Origin of the sequence: Halobellus inordinatus (assembly GCF_024498335.1) — an archaeon.
Lineage (GTDB): Archaea > Halobacteriota > Halobacteria > Halobacteriales > Haloferacaceae > Haloquadratum > Haloquadratum inordinatus.
The window spans coordinates 752,671-765,354 of record NZ_CP101825.1 but is presented as its reverse complement, the minus strand read 5'-3'; the positions used below and the strand labels follow the sequence as shown (position 1 = coordinate 765,354).

The following is a 12,684-nucleotide window of genomic DNA, read 5'->3' as shown; positions in this document are numbered from 1 at the left end:
ACTCGTCCGGACGTTGAAATAGGGGGAGCGCCCAGAGAGAGTATGTCGCTGTCGTCGGATCAGACGCCCGTGACGATTCTGAGCGGGAGCCTCGGCGCGGGAAAGACGACGCTCCTCAATCGCCTCCTGTCGGGTGCGGGCGATCGGGACGTCGCCGTCCTCGTGAACGATATGGGTGAGTTGAACGTCGACGCCGACCTCGTGAGCGAGGAGTCGGAGCTCACCGTCGCCGACGGGCAGGTGACGGAACTGTCGAACGGCTGTATCTGCTGTGAACTCCGCGACGACCTCGAAACCGCCGTCGTGCAGTTAGCACAGGAGCGTTCCTTCGACCATCTCGTCGTCGAACCGTCGGGGATCAGCGAGCCGGCACCGGTGGCACGCCTTTTCACCGGCGGGTCGCCCGCGGCGGCGAAGTACCGCGTCGACGCGGTCGTCGCCGTCGTCGACAGTCGGCTGTTCGCGGATACGTTCGGCCCCGACGGAGAGCCGACCGAGACGATCGCCGAGGGCGGCGATGGTGAGCGGCGGCCGCTGTCGGACCTCCTCGTCGAGCAGGTCGAGTTCGCGGACGTCGTGGTGCTGAACAAGACGGACCTCGTCGACGACGCGGAGCGGGAGCGCGTCGAGCGCGTGGTCCGCACGCTGCGGCCGGACGCGCGGGTCCTCGCGACCACCTACGGCGACGTCGCGATCGACGACGTGCTCGGCGTGGACCTGTTCGACCCGGGTGCGGCCGCGGAGAAAGCAGGGTGGAAACAAGCACTGGATGCCGCGGAAGGTGCAGATGCCGATGGAACGGGCGGACGTGAGTTCCGCCAAAGCAGCCACGAGCACGCCGATCACGACCACACCGACCAGAGCCGCGACCGCCACGAGCACGACGGCCACGGACAGACCGGCCACGACCACGCTGGTCACGAACACACCCACCCCGAGGACGACTACGGCATCACCTCGTTCACGTACCGACGGCGGCGACCGTTCCACCCCGAACGCGTCGCCGCCGTCCTCGCGGACCTTCCGGCGTCGGTGTTGCGGTCGAAGGGCCACCTCTGGGTTGCCGGACGCGAGGAAACGCACTTGACGTTCAGCCAGGCGGGCGCGTCGGCCAGCGTCGAGGCGACGGGGCGGTGGATCGCGAGCCTTCCCGAGTTCGAGCAGCGAAGCTACCGGAACAACCGATCGGACCTCGGGTTCGAGTGGGACGAGACGTGGGGCGACCGGCGGACCGGCCTGGTGTTCATCGGGCAGGATATCGACGAGTCGGCGCTGATCGACCGCCTCGACGACGCGCTACTCACCGACGCGGAGTTCGAAGACGAGTGGGAGACGCTTTCGGGGCTCGACCGCTACCCGACCGAGCCCGGCGGGAGGGTCGTCCTCGCGAGTCCGGGCGAGTGAGGCGATGCGGTCGGATCCCGACCTCCCGGCGTTAGCAGGCGCAGCCAGTCGATCCGGGCGACCGTTCGAGTTCCATCTCGTCGCCGCACTCCGGACAGGTCGGCGACGCGTCGTCGGCGACGTCGCGCGCCGGAATCCGTTCGGCGCAGTCGTGGCACCAGTAGGACCCACGCGTCGACGACGTGGCGTCACCACGGTTCGGTGATTCCGTCGAAGCCGCGAGTGCGTCTCTGATCGTTCCGAGCAGCCCCATATCCGACGTGATCCGGCGCAACAGTGTTAATTCCGCGTCGCTCGTGCGTGCGGGTCGGGAAAGCGCAGTGATGACAGTTGCTGGAGAGGTTCGGTCACCCCCCGCTCGCGAACGCGAGCAGACTCAGGAAAGTGAGGACGGCCCCGAATACGAGCGCCCCGTAGCAGATGCGGCGGAAGCGGAGGTCCGCCGGGAGTTCGCGGCGGACCGCCGGGTCGACGGTCCAGACGAATCGTCGGTACGCCCACACCGTCGTCGCGAGCGCGGCTGCGACGGAGACGGCGAGGCCGCGGGGCCAAGGAACGGCGAACGCATCGAGATACAGCGGGCCGAAGGAGAGACACAGAAGCCACGCGGAGCCGGCGACGACGACGAACGGCACCGGGTCGACCGGGTCGCCCTCACGATTTCGGACGGACACAGTTGGCGTTCGGCCGCCAGCACAAAATATGTGAAGGCCGGGAGCGAGAGCCGAGTATGGAGACTACTTCGCAGGGCGATCCACGGGTGCTCTTCGTGATGAACCTCGTGTTATCGTCGCTCTTTGCGACCGTGGTCGTCTGGGGGTTGGATCTCGTCGGCATCGCGGCGTTCACGCCGGTGAACGTCGGCTCGTTGGCGCTCGTAATTATGGCGGTGACGTACGTTATGACCCGCTGAGGCCGGCCTCGGAGTCCCTCGGGCGCGCCGCAGACCCCCGGAGTTATGTGGATCCGAAGCGGCGACTGTACCTATGGCCATCGAAGATCGCGACGACGCGTATCTGATCACGCACGCACTCGCCAGAGACACGCTCTCGCGACTCCGCGACGTCGGGACCGAACAGGTCGCGTTCCGGAAAGGACTCGTCAAGCTCGGTCGGATCTGCGGCTACGAGATCATCGACGGCGCGATGGAGACCGAGTACGTCACCGTCGAGACGCCACTGACGGAGACGACCGGCGAGCGCGTTCGGGGACTGGACGACGTCGTCATCATCAACGTGTTGCGGGCGGCGACGCCGTTCGTCGAAGGACTCCTGAAGGCGTTCCCCCGCGCGAAGCAGGGCGTGATCAGCGCCGGCCGCGACGAGAACGCCGGGATGAACGACGAGGGAGAGTTCCCGATCTCGATCGACTACGTGAAGCTCCCGGAGATCACCGAGCGGGACACCGTCATCGTCGCCGACCCGATGCTCGCGACCGGCTCGACGATGTGTGCCGTCCTCGACCACGTCACCGAAGTCGGCGAAGCCGAGCCCGCAGACCTGTTCGTGCTCTCGGCGGTCTCAGCACCTGACGGACTGCTCCGCGTCGGGGACGAGTTCCCCGAAGCAGACCTCCTGACAGTCGCCATCGACGACCACCTCGACGACGACGGATACATCGTGCCCGGACTCGGCGACGCCGGCGACCGGGCGTTCCGGACGACCTGAGAACCCAGACGACGTGAACACCTTTACCGACGGGTCGCACAGGGACACGTATGACCGGCAGCGAGCCCTGTGACGCCTGTGGCGAACCGATCGAGGAACCGCTCGCGCGGACCATCCAACTGAACGTCGACCGTTCGGAAGTCGATAGCCAGCGCCTCTGTCCCGGCTGCTTCGCCGACTGGATCGAACGCTATCGAATGGAGATGCAGCCACGGGCCCGCGAGGACGTCCACGACGCCGACGCGGACATCATCGTCGACTGAGAAGAAGCGCGTTTCGGGCCGGTGGGTAAAACGACCCGGCCCGCTCAGACCGGATACACGCGTCGTTCGTCCGTCGCGCGCTCGTAGATCGCAATGTAGGGCGTCCCCGACTCGTCGTCCGGGCACGACGAGGTCTGTTCGATCCGGAACGTCTCACCCGTCGCGTTCGCCGCGTCGAGGTACAGCGTCACCGGATACGTCTTCGAGCCGAAACTCATCACGTGCTCGTTGTAGCCGTCCTGTACGTTCAGGTGGACGCGGGGCGCGGAAGGTCGTTCACGGCCGGGTTCGGACGGGAGCCGATACTCGCTCCAGTCGCCAGCCGCACACGCCGCGTAGTTCGGCGTCTCGACGCGTTCGGGGAGCGGCGTCGGATTGGTCACGACGACGGAGGCGACGCGGAGGTCTTCACGTGGTGATTCAGCAATCTCGATCTGACTCTCCGGTTGGAGTTCGTACGCGAGTCCGCCGGTCGCAATATCGACAGCGAGGACGACGACAGCCAGCACCGCGATCACGCCGAGGAGAGACGCCGCCTGTCTCCCGGTGAGGAGGTGATTTCGGTCGTCGAAGCGGGTGCGGAGCGCGAACAGCACGGCCGCGAGGAGTAGCAGTCCGAGGACGGTGAGTTCGCTGCCGACGTTGAACGTGTTCACGACGTCGAAGAAGAGTCCAACGACAGACACGACGACGACGCCGTATCCGAGCAGCGTCAGTTGAGCATCGTCGGTTCGCTGGGAGATCGCGAGCACCAGCGCGAGGAACAGAAAGACGATCGCGACCTTCGAGACGGGAGAGTAGTTGAACTCGACGTTGAGAATGAAAAAGAGGACGGCGAGTGTGGTGAGAGCCGCCGCCGCGCCGTTGAACAGCGTTTCCGAGTCGATATCGACCATACGGCGCGCTTCAGCGTCCGGCGGCAAGTATCTCCGGGTGAAACAAAGGGGCGTTTCAGTTACCAGAGACGAACGGTTCTATCGATCCTCGCGTCAGATCGAACCCCTCTATTTCGTCTCGAACGTCGTCGCAGTCGGTCGAATGTCGTATCGGAGGCGGCTGGCGAAAGCCACCCCCGAAACACTCGGGAGTCTACCTGTGAGATAGGTACTCACCCGGAGACGTCGCGGCCGGTATATCTGAGGATGTCGCGGCCGGTGTCCCCAGGGACACCACGTCTGATGTGGAATACCGGGTGCGGCGAGGAGAGAAAGGCCGGCGACGTATTATTGGTGCTCGATCTTCGCGCGCCCGCTGGTCGCGCTACGGATGCGATCACGGAGATCAGATGCCTCGTCGACGGGCGCGCGGATCTCGAAGAAGACATCGGCTTCGTAGGCCGCGTCGAACTCGACGGCCGCGCTTTCGAGGAGTCCGCGGACCGTCCCGGAGTCGTCGTAGGCGACGGTGACGTCGAAGCGCTCGTGCGGCACCGTCTCGACGACTCCCGCGTCGTCGACGGCGTCTTTCACCGCTCGCGAGTACGCGCGAGCCAGTCCGCCGACGCCGAGGTTCGTCCCACCGTAGTATCGTGTCACGACCGCGACGACGTTCCGGATCTCGCGCTGGACGAGGACGTTGAGCGCGGGCTTGCCCGAGGAACCGCTCGGTTCACCGTCGTCGGACTGGTACTCGCGGAGCATCGTCGCGGCGGACGACCCAGTGCCGGTGCTGCTGGCCCCGTCTTCCCCGGCTGCTGGCACCCGGTACGCGGGAACGTTGTGCGTCGCGTCCGGGTGGCGAGTGCGGATCTCCTCGACGAACGATTCGGCCTCCGCGACGGTGTTCGCAGGCGCGACGTAGCCGATGAACTCGGAGCCTTTCACCTCGAAGCGGGCTTTTCCGGGTCCGGCGACAGTCCGGAAGGCGTCAGCGCGGGCGTCAGATCCGCCAGCAGCGTCGGTCACAACACGTGGTAGGCCCGGCATCGTTCAAAAGGATTCGCGTCGGTGGGTCAGGAGAGACGAGACGCGATCGAGAGACGAAGCGAGAAGCGGGGGGCGAGAACCAGGAAGCGAGAAGCGGGAGGCGAGAACCAGGAAGCGAGAAGCGGGAGGCGGGAGCAAGAAGAGGGGAGCAGAAAGCCGAGGTCACGCGATGCTGATGCGGCGGACGAATGCGAGACCGGAGAGTTCGTTCAGTAGATCGCCGGGAATCGGCTCGTCGGTGACGATGTAGAGCTTCGGCTCGTCGGTGAACTCGGGGTCCTCGCTGATCGTCTGGCGGATCGAGATGCCGCGGTCGGCGATCCGAGAGGTGACTTCGGCGACGATACCGGACTGCTCGGCGTCGTTCGGCTCGATCGTCAGCACCGACAGATCGAGTACGGGCGCGAGATCCATCAGGCTCGGGATCGACGAGATGTTCTGGAAGATGCGTCTGAGCTCTTCGTCCTCGAGGATTGCCGTCGTCGTCGAGTCGACGACGCGCCGGTCGACGTCGATCTCGCGCGCGATCCCCGTGTTCGGGATCTCGATACCGCCGGAGACGACCCGCCCGTCGTCGTTGACCGAGAAACCACGTTCGAGGAGGAGGCGGATGACCGCCTGCTGGCTCGGACTTCCCTCGAACTTCTCCATAATCTCGTCGAACATCCGTCAGAAGGGTGCGTCGCCAAGGCTATTATAGTAGCGTTTGGCGGGCAAGAGCGTTTGTCAGGGAAGACCAAAGGGCACCGTTTCGGGTGGAAACGGGTCCCGCTAGTAGAAACAGAGATTCTGGTGGAGACGGCCGTTCCACCCGAAACCAGGGGTGTTCAGTTATCGAACCGCGCCTGGACGAACGGCTGGGCGTTCTCGATGTCGCCGAGTCGGGAGTCAGAGAGGAGGACGGCCTCGGTTTCGTCGATCGGGACCGACAGCGAGATTTCTTTGGTTCGGCCGTAGCGTCCCTTGGAGACGACGACGGCGTTGACGATACCGAGCATATCGAGTTCCGAGATGAGGTCGGTCACGCGGCGCTGAGTGAGGACGTCGGCGTCGATCTCCTCGCAGAGTCGCTTGTAGATGTTGAACACCTCGCCCGTGTTGACGTTGTGAACGCCGTTCTTCTCCAGCAGAATGGTGGCGAAGAGGACGATCTTCGACTGCGTGGGGAGCGTCCGGACGACTTCGACGACGCGATCGAGTTCGATCTTGTCCTGGGCCTGCCTGACGTGGGCCTCCTCGACGGTGTCGGCCTGACCGCGTTCCGCCAGTTCTCCCGCGGTTCGGAGCAGATCGAGCGCGCGGCGAGCGTCACCGTGCTCCTGGGCCGCGAAGGCGGCACACAGCGGGATGACGTCGTCGGTGAGCGCGTCGTCTTTGAACGCGACGTTCGCGCGGTGCTGGAGGATATCGCGGAGTTGATTCGCGTCGTAGGGAGGGAAGACGATCTCCTCCTCACCGAGGCTGGATTTCACCCGGGGATCGAGGAAGTCAGTGAACTTCAGGTCGTTCGAGATCCCCATAATCGAAATCCGTGAGTTGTCGAGTTCGGAGTTCATCCGCGAGAGGTTATAGAGCGTGTCGTCACCGGACTTCTCGACGAGTTTGTCGATCTCGTCGAGCATAATCACGACGACGCGCTCCTCGTAGTCGACGGCGTCAAAGAACGTCGAGTACACGCGGTCGGTGGGCCACCCCGTCATCGGGACGGGTTCCATCTCGTCGTGATCGGATTCGAGTTGCTCGATCCGGTCGGCGACGGCCTCGACGGTGTCGAAACGGGTTTCGACGAGGGCTGTCGCGTCGTCGGCCGCGCGCGAACGGAGCTGTTTCAGCTCGTCGAGTTCCGTCTCGATGACCTCCTGGTTCTTCTCGATGAATTTGTTCGCGAGCTGGGCGAGAACACGGTACTGGGTGTCAGTCACCTCGCAGTTGATGTACTCGACCTCACAGGGGACGTCGTACTTCTTCGAGGTCGATTCGAGTTCCTGGCTGACGAATTTCGCGCTGGCCGTCTTTCCGGTTCCCGTTTTCCCGTAGATCAGGATGTTCGACGGAGTTTCGCCGCGGAGCGCCGAGACGAGAATCGTCGCCATCTGATTGATCTGCTCGGTGCGGTGAGGGAGTTCGTGGGGGGTGTAAGAGGGTCGGAGGACTTCTTTGTTCTCGAAGATCGGTTCCCCCGAGAGGAGGTCGTCGAAGAGTCCCTGGCTGTCGCCGTCGTCGTCGAGGACGACTTCGTCGAGACTCACGTCGGTCGATCCGGCCGACGAGTCCCCGACGCCGATCGAACTCGCGTCCGTCGGTCCGATGCTCTCTTCGATGTCGATGTCCTCGGCGGTGACCGGTTCACGATCCGCGGGTTCCTGAGCAGCACTGTCGTCGTCAGTCGATCTGCCGGAGTCTGTCGAGGGATCGGCGCGCTCCGGATGCGACTGAGCGTCTCCCTCGGAATCCGTGCGACTCTGCGTGCTATCGGTTCGGTCCTCAGGGTCGTTCCCATCGCCGGGTTGCGTGTCCTCGTCCATCGGTGAAACCCCCCTATTTCGACTGGAAATCACACGCCCACCGTCGTTAGATCGGATGTTACGCCGAGAGAAAACGAGATTGCACCGGTTCCCTCTCAGCGACGTGTCCAGTTGATGCAGACGAAGCAGAGGAACACGTGGTACAAAAAACTTGCCTCTTTCACACCAGCCGGTGGCTCGACGAATTGTTTGTAAAGCCCTAAGATGACATTTCAGAGCCTCTAATTCCTCTCAGACGGATATAAGCACTGTGAATACCACGTAGTTGTAGATTAGTTTCGCCTCAATTACACACTAGAAACTAATGTAAAATAAGTAGGGTATTGAATTTGGTCGCTGGATCGTTCGGCGGTCGTGGGAAGCGGTTCCCGACGCTCTTGGAGGAACGCAACTGGACGTGGGAACGATTCCTCCGGCTCCTCGCCCCATCCCCGCCCCCCACCCCTTCGTTTCGGGTGGAACCCGAGATACAGAGGGAGGGGGTGTCGAAGGAGCCTCTAGGTACCGGTGGCTTTATCACTTCTTAGCCTGAAACATACCCGTACTGCAGCAAAGTAATTAATTAAGAGCTATATTATATTTAATTTTATTAGTTTTAAGCTAGTTTCTAGTGGCGCGTCTGCACGCACCGGCCGCCTTCGGGGCGTTCCAGTTGAAACGAAGGGGTGGGGGAGGGTGTTCGGCCCGACATTTGCATCGACCAACCATCGACGACTTCGGCCAACCCCGTCGCCCGACTCCCACTGGAACCGACAAATTCGGAGCAACAGACGGCGAACCCCGTTTTCGTATCACATTTCGGTGGTACGTCTGACGCAGTGTTTAAGTGAACACGCGAATGTGGTACCTCCATACGCCCCTCCACGAAGCGGATCGGGAGGCGCGGGAGGCCAGGATGGGACTGTTCACAGAACTTAGAGACAGCATCTCACGGGTCGTCGACCGGATGTTCTCCGATGCCGAACCAAAGCGGATCGGCATCTACGGACCACCGAACGCCGGGAAGACGACTCTCGCAAACCGCATCGCACGTGACTGGACCGGCGACGCCGTCGGTCCGGAGAGTCACATCCCGCACGAGACCCGACGCGCGCGCAGGAAAGAAAACGTCGAGATCGAACGCAACGGGAAGACCGTCAGCATCGACATCGTCGACACGCCCGGTGTCACGACGAAGGTCGACTACAAGGAGTTCCTCGAACACGATATGGAGAAAGACGACGCCGTTCGGCGCTCACGCGAGGCGACCGAGGGCGTCGCTGAGGCGATGCACTGGCTCCGCGAGGACGTCGACGGCGTTATCTACGTGCTCGACAGTACTGAGGACCCCTTCACGCAGGTCAACACGATGCTCATCGGTATCATCGAGAGCCAGGACCTGCCCGTCCTCATCTTCGCGAACAAGACGGACCTCGACGACTCGAACGTCCAGCGCATCTCGAACGCGTTCCCCCAGCACGAGACGGTGCCGCTCTCGGCACTCGAAGGGAACAATATGGACGAAGTCTACGGGAAGATCGCGGAATACTTCGGGTGAGAACGATGCCAGAAGTCACACCAGGAGATTCCGGAGACGGCGTCCAGATCGACCTCATCAGCGGCGCTCGGATGGAGGGACTGACGAGTATGGAGAAGATCCGGCTCATCCTCGACGGCGTCCGCGACGGCAACATCGTCGTCCTCGAAGAAGGCCTCTCACCTGACGAGGAGTCGAAGCTCATCGAAGTCACGATGACCGAGATCAGCCCCGACGAGTTCAACGGGATCGAGATCGAGACCTACCCCCAGACGGGCAGCGCCAATCAGGGATTTCTCGGCCGCCTGATGGGTAAGGAGTCGACGAAGAAACTCACGGTTATCGGCCCCGCGAACCAGATCGAGACGCTCCACAAAGACGAGAACCTCATCAGCGCGCTGGTTTCTCGGAAGTAATGACCCCGCACTGTTCCTTCGGCTGCCGAAATCCGACGCCGCTCCACCTGAAACGGGCCCCTCCACAGTAACCACAGATGCCTCACGAATGCACAAACTGCGGACGCGTATTCGCCGACGGATCGAAAGAGATGCTCTCGGGGTGTCCGAACTGCGGCGGCAACAAGTTCCAGTTCCGTCCCTCGTCCGCGACAGACACGGGTGCAGGTGACCGGACGACTCCCACGGGAGCAGACGACCGGACGACTCCCACGGGGGAAGATGATCGAACGACGGAGCGTCAGCGACCCGACGCGGACCCTTCATCCAGCGGAACGGAACCCGCTCGTGACACGTCGTCGCCGACCGACGACTCGAGCGGGTCTAACGCTTGGCGTGAGGCCGCCGAACGCGTGCTCGGAAAAGGATCGGACGAAACTACGGATTCGTCCGAACCGGACCGACAGGAGCCGTCTCGACAGTGGGTGAATCAGCGCCGCGACGAGCCGTCTTCGTCGGGTCGAGACACTGCGCCCCACAGAACGCGCGCGTCGGAAAGTACCGATCGGACGCACGCGATGGACTCTCAGGCGCAACCCCGTCACTCCGAACAAACTGGGGGGGAAACACGTCCGGGCGACACCGACACCAGTTCCACCTCACCGCCGTCGGATACTGACGACGCAGAAAGTCAGCCAGGTACGACGGAGGCCCCATCTACCGTCAGTCCGAAAGAGAACACGGCGCAGGCGAGCGCCCGCAGCGAGGTCGTCTCGCCCGACGAAATCGCGGCAGCGAGTCCGGACGAACCCGACACCGTCGCACCCGCTGAGACGCCCACGGAAGCCACTTCGGACTCTGACGGACCGCCGACCACCTCCGAAGGACGGGTCATCGAGCCGTCGAGCGACGAGCGTCCCGACCTCGACGAACTCCGCGAAGAACTCAACGAGCAGTTCGAGAGCATCCGCATCGTCGCTCCCGGCGAGTACGAACTGAACCTGATGGAGCTGTACGACCGGACCGAATACATCATCTCGCTGCAGGAGGACGGGCGCTACGTCATCGAAGTCCCGGATACGTGGGATACGACGCCCGGCGGCGCCGAAGACGCCTAGTACGACGACAGCCACGCTGACTCTCTTTTTGCTCGCAGCGGCGGATTGAAGCATTTAAGCGCTCCCGCTGACAGGGTGTCACTATGAGCCAAGCGACGAAGATCGTTCTCGGAACCGTCGGTGTGTCGGCCGTCCTCGCGATCGCAATCATATTCGCGCTCGCGTTCGGGTAACGTCCGCAGCGCGTTCCCACACGCCGCTTTTCCGTTGGCTGCACGTTCAAATCAGAGCCACGCGGCTCCGATCGGTACTCACTACCCCGGTTCGACTGCACGAACACATCTCGACTGCACTCGCCACCCTCACCGGAGTCGAGACGGGGGCCTGAAGGCATCGCGTCCCCAACTCCGGATATGTTCGACCGACGCGACCTCGCCGACGACGTCGCCGCCGTCCGCGACGAGCACGCACCCGACGCGCTCGTCCTCGACGTCGCCGCCGACTTCGAGACCATCCCGCCGGCAGCCGCGGAGGATCTCGGCCTCCTCGTGGACGGACTCTCGCCGGCCTCGTACCCGAGCGACTGGCTCCCGGACGATGCGCCGAGCGCCCTCGTCACCTACGCGAGTTCGGATTTCACCGTTGGGATGCCGGGCGACGGCACCGTCACGTGGACGAGACAGACCACCCCGCCGACTGTCCTCGTGAAGAAACGCGCGGAGGGTACCCCGACGGAGTTCCTCGATTTCCTCCTTGCGGAGGCGTTCGTACAGATCGGAACCGACGCCCCCGAGCACTTCCTCCCGTTCTTCGGCGAGCAGTACCGCGAACTCGATCGCGTCGTCCCGCTCGGCCCTGCGGACGTCTATCAGATCGCTGCCGCGCTCTACGACGCCTGGCTGGGACTCCAGACCAGAGAGACGTTCGCCGCGTGGGAGAGTACCCAACCGCGTCTCTTCGACGCCTGGGAAGACGCCGGACAGCGATTGAAGGGTCGACTCTCGACGCTCCCTCGGGCAGTCGCGCGCGGGCAGACGTCGTTCGCCGAAGCCACCGAGTACGCCTGCTCTGCGATCAAACACGACCTCGAACTCCCCGCTCCGTTCGCCGCGCTCGACACGCAGATGTTCCTCGAACACGGCGCGGAGTACGGCGTTCGATGGGCCGAAAAGACCTTCGAGAAACTCGAAGAGGGATCCGACCGCACCGATCAGTCCTGACCGGTTCGCATTACGCTACAGAGTACGAGCCCCCACTCTCGGAACCGACTCATAGGGATTATCGTAACTGTTCGGAGATTCTCGTCGTACCGTCCGGCGAGACATCTATGGAGACGTACGATAATCCCTATCAGAACTCGGCGGTGACCTCGCCGCTGACGTCGAGTTCGACGACGGCGTCGAAGAGATCGCGGAACCGCTGGATCGTCTCCTCGTCGTGGACCTCGTTCGAGAGGTGGAACAGCCCGACGGCGTCGTGTTCGTCGAGCAGCTCGAGGAGTCGCTCGCTCGCTTCGTACGCGCCGTCGACGTCCGCGTAGTAGGCCATCTCAGTCACCGAGTCGATGCTGATCCGTAGCTTTCCGTCGTGGGACTCCAGGAACTCCTGTGTCTGTGCGACGATTCCGTCAAGGTCGTCCGGTGCCGAGACGTAGTGGACGTGGTCCGTTCGTCGACGGGAGTAGCCGCGTTCGACCGACAGCGTATCGAGGACGACCGCCTTCTCCTCGTCGACGTCGTAGTGTTCCAGTTTCTGCTCGACCTCGCGGGCGGTGGTTCGTGTGGAGATTACCAGGAAGTGGTCCGTATCTGTCTTCAGGAAGTCCGTGTCGATGCGGTCCGTCTCACCAATGCTCGGGTGCAGCAGCAGAATGCCCGTACCGCCAGGGATCGAATCCGGTGCGTTCTCGATGGCGAGGTTGTAATCCATAC

General features: G+C 63.3%; 16 protein-coding genes. 9 read left to right on the top strand and 7 right to left on the bottom strand.

Annotated elements, in window-relative coordinates; all coding sequences use genetic code 11:
- Positions 1–42: 42 nt before the first annotated feature.
- On the top strand, positions 43–1,404 hold the full coding sequence (locus tag NO362_RS03925) for a GTP-binding protein (protein ID WP_256546200.1): 1,362 nt from the start codon (positions 43–45) through the stop codon (positions 1,402–1,404).
- A 31-nt stretch (positions 1,405–1,435) separates the two neighbouring features.
- Here NO362_RS03925 and NO362_RS03920 read toward each other — a convergent pair whose 3' ends face one another.
- Together NO362_RS03920 and NO362_RS03915 are read right to left on the bottom strand one after the other, a co-directional pair.
- Positions 1,436–1,657 (bottom strand): zinc-ribbon domain-containing protein, encoded by a 222-nt coding sequence (locus NO362_RS03920; protein WP_256546199.1) that lies wholly within the window; start codon positions 1,655–1,657, stop codon positions 1,436–1,438.
- Between the two features lie 94 nt (positions 1,658–1,751).
- A complete protein-coding gene (locus NO362_RS03915) occupies positions 1,752–2,078 on the bottom strand; it encodes a hypothetical protein (RefSeq protein ID WP_256546198.1) in 327 nt (108 codons plus the stop codon).
- Between the two features lie 56 nt (positions 2,079–2,134).
- Between NO362_RS03915 and NO362_RS03910 the strand changes: the two genes are divergently transcribed.
- From NO362_RS03910 to NO362_RS03900, 3 genes are all read left to right on the top strand, one after another.
- The gene (locus NO362_RS03910) at positions 2,135–2,317 is read left to right on the top strand and encodes a DUF8107 family protein (RefSeq protein ID WP_121570774.1); all 183 of its coding nucleotides are present in this window, start codon (positions 2,135–2,137) and stop codon (positions 2,315–2,317) included.
- 73 nt (positions 2,318–2,390) lie between these two features.
- Positions 2,391–3,071 (top strand): uracil phosphoribosyltransferase, encoded by a 681-nt coding sequence (gene upp / locus NO362_RS03905; protein WP_256288454.1) that lies wholly within the window; start codon positions 2,391–2,393, stop codon positions 3,069–3,071.
- Between the two features lie 50 nt (positions 3,072–3,121).
- On the top strand, positions 3,122–3,334 hold the full coding sequence (locus NO362_RS03900) for a DUF7569 family protein (protein WP_121570776.1): 213 nt from the start codon (positions 3,122–3,124) through the stop codon (positions 3,332–3,334).
- Positions 3,335–3,378: 44 nt separating this feature from the next.
- Here NO362_RS03900 and NO362_RS03895 read toward each other — a convergent pair whose 3' ends face one another.
- The 4 genes from NO362_RS03895 to NO362_RS03880 all read right to left on the bottom strand — a co-directional run bounded on the left by NO362_RS03895 (position 3,379) and on the right by NO362_RS03880 (position 7,784).
- Positions 3,379–4,230 (bottom strand): hypothetical protein, encoded by an 852-nt coding sequence (locus tag NO362_RS03895; RefSeq protein ID WP_256546197.1) that lies wholly within the window; start codon positions 4,228–4,230, stop codon positions 3,379–3,381.
- Between the two features lie 327 nt (positions 4,231–4,557).
- On the bottom strand, positions 4,558–5,238 hold the full coding sequence (locus tag NO362_RS03890; protein WP_256546196.1) for an IMPACT family protein: 681 nt from the start codon (positions 5,236–5,238) through the stop codon (positions 4,558–4,560).
- A gap of 183 nt (positions 5,239–5,421) precedes the next feature.
- Positions 5,422–5,925, bottom strand: coding sequence for a TrpY family transcription regulator (trpY, locus tag NO362_RS03885; protein ID WP_256288457.1), 504 nt, complete (start codon positions 5,923–5,925; stop codon positions 5,422–5,424).
- Between the two features lie 161 nt (positions 5,926–6,086).
- Positions 6,087–7,784, bottom strand: coding sequence for a Cdc6/Cdc18 family protein (locus NO362_RS03880; protein ID WP_256546195.1), 1,698 nt, complete (start codon positions 7,782–7,784; stop codon positions 6,087–6,089).
- Between the two features lie 895 nt (positions 7,785–8,679).
- Here NO362_RS03880 and NO362_RS03875 point away from each other — a divergent pair.
- The 5 genes from NO362_RS03875 to NO362_RS03860 all read left to right on the top strand — a co-directional run bounded on the left by NO362_RS03875 (position 8,680) and on the right by NO362_RS03860 (position 11,973).
- On the top strand, positions 8,680–9,321 hold the full coding sequence (locus NO362_RS03875; RefSeq protein ID WP_121570781.1) for an Era-like GTP-binding protein: 642 nt from the start codon (positions 8,680–8,682) through the stop codon (positions 9,319–9,321).
- 5 nt (positions 9,322–9,326) lie between these two features.
- Complete coding sequence (locus tag NO362_RS03870) at positions 9,327–9,716, top strand: DUF2073 domain-containing protein (protein WP_256546194.1); 390 nt, start codon at positions 9,327–9,329, stop codon at positions 9,714–9,716.
- A gap of 77 nt (positions 9,717–9,793) precedes the next feature.
- Positions 9,794–10,813 carry an OapC/ArvC family zinc-ribbon domain-containing protein gene (locus tag NO362_RS14645; RefSeq protein WP_256546193.1) on the top strand — a complete coding sequence of 340 codons (1,020 nt, stop codon included), beginning with the start codon at positions 9,794–9,796 and terminating at the stop codon, positions 10,811–10,813.
- Between the two features lie 83 nt (positions 10,814–10,896).
- Complete coding sequence (locus NO362_RS14640) at positions 10,897–10,986, top strand: hypothetical protein (RefSeq protein ID WP_425492341.1); 90 nt, start codon at positions 10,897–10,899, stop codon at positions 10,984–10,986.
- A 180-nt stretch (positions 10,987–11,166) separates the two neighbouring features.
- On the top strand, positions 11,167–11,973 hold the full coding sequence (locus tag NO362_RS03860; RefSeq protein WP_256546192.1) for a DUF7089 family protein: 807 nt from the start codon (positions 11,167–11,169) through the stop codon (positions 11,971–11,973).
- A gap of 130 nt (positions 11,974–12,103) precedes the next feature.
- Here the strand turns inward: NO362_RS03860 and NO362_RS03855 are convergent, their stop codons facing one another.
- On the bottom strand, positions 12,104–12,682 hold the full coding sequence (locus NO362_RS03855; protein WP_256546191.1) for a DUF7090 family protein: 579 nt from the start codon (positions 12,680–12,682) through the stop codon (positions 12,104–12,106).
- Between the last annotated feature and the right edge of the window lie 2 nt (positions 12,683–12,684).

What these genes read in the sequence shown, in the direction of transcription:
- NO362_RS03925 (WP_256546200.1), top strand. Translation starts at nt 43, where the DNA reads ATGTCGCTGTCGTCGGATCAGACGCCCGTGACGATTCTGAGCGGGAGC.
- NO362_RS03920 (WP_256546199.1), bottom strand. Translation starts at nt 1,657, where the DNA reads ATGGGGCTGCTCGGAACGATCAGAGACGCACTCGCGGCTTCGACGGAA.
- NO362_RS03910 (WP_121570774.1), top strand. Translation starts at nt 2,135, where the DNA reads ATGGAGACTACTTCGCAGGGCGATCCACGGGTGCTCTTCGTGATGAAC.
- upp (WP_256288454.1), top strand. Translation starts at nt 2,391, where the DNA reads ATGGCCATCGAAGATCGCGACGACGCGTATCTGATCACGCACGCACTC.
- NO362_RS03900 (WP_121570776.1), top strand. Translation starts at nt 3,122, where the DNA reads ATGACCGGCAGCGAGCCCTGTGACGCCTGTGGCGAACCGATCGAGGAA.
- NO362_RS03895 (WP_256546197.1), bottom strand. Translation starts at nt 4,230, where the DNA reads ATGGTCGATATCGACTCGGAAACGCTGTTCAACGGCGCGGCGGCGGCT.
- trpY (WP_256288457.1), bottom strand. Translation starts at nt 5,925, where the DNA reads ATGTTCGACGAGATTATGGAGAAGTTCGAGGGAAGTCCGAGCCAGCAG.
- NO362_RS03880 (WP_256546195.1), bottom strand. Translation starts at nt 7,784, where the DNA reads ATGGACGAGGACACGCAACCCGGCGATGGGAACGACCCTGAGGACCGA.
- NO362_RS03875 (WP_121570781.1), top strand. Translation starts at nt 8,680, where the DNA reads ATGGGACTGTTCACAGAACTTAGAGACAGCATCTCACGGGTCGTCGAC.
- NO362_RS03870 (WP_256546194.1), top strand. Translation starts at nt 9,327, where the DNA reads ATGCCAGAAGTCACACCAGGAGATTCCGGAGACGGCGTCCAGATCGAC.
- NO362_RS14645 (WP_256546193.1), top strand. Translation starts at nt 9,794, where the DNA reads ATGCCTCACGAATGCACAAACTGCGGACGCGTATTCGCCGACGGATCG.
- NO362_RS14640 (WP_425492341.1), top strand. Translation starts at nt 10,897, where the DNA reads ATGAGCCAAGCGACGAAGATCGTTCTCGGAACCGTCGGTGTGTCGGCC.
- NO362_RS03860 (WP_256546192.1), top strand. Translation starts at nt 11,167, where the DNA reads ATGTTCGACCGACGCGACCTCGCCGACGACGTCGCCGCCGTCCGCGAC.
- NO362_RS03855 (WP_256546191.1), bottom strand. Translation starts at nt 12,682, where the DNA reads ATGGATTACAACCTCGCCATCGAGAACGCACCGGATTCGATCCCTGGC.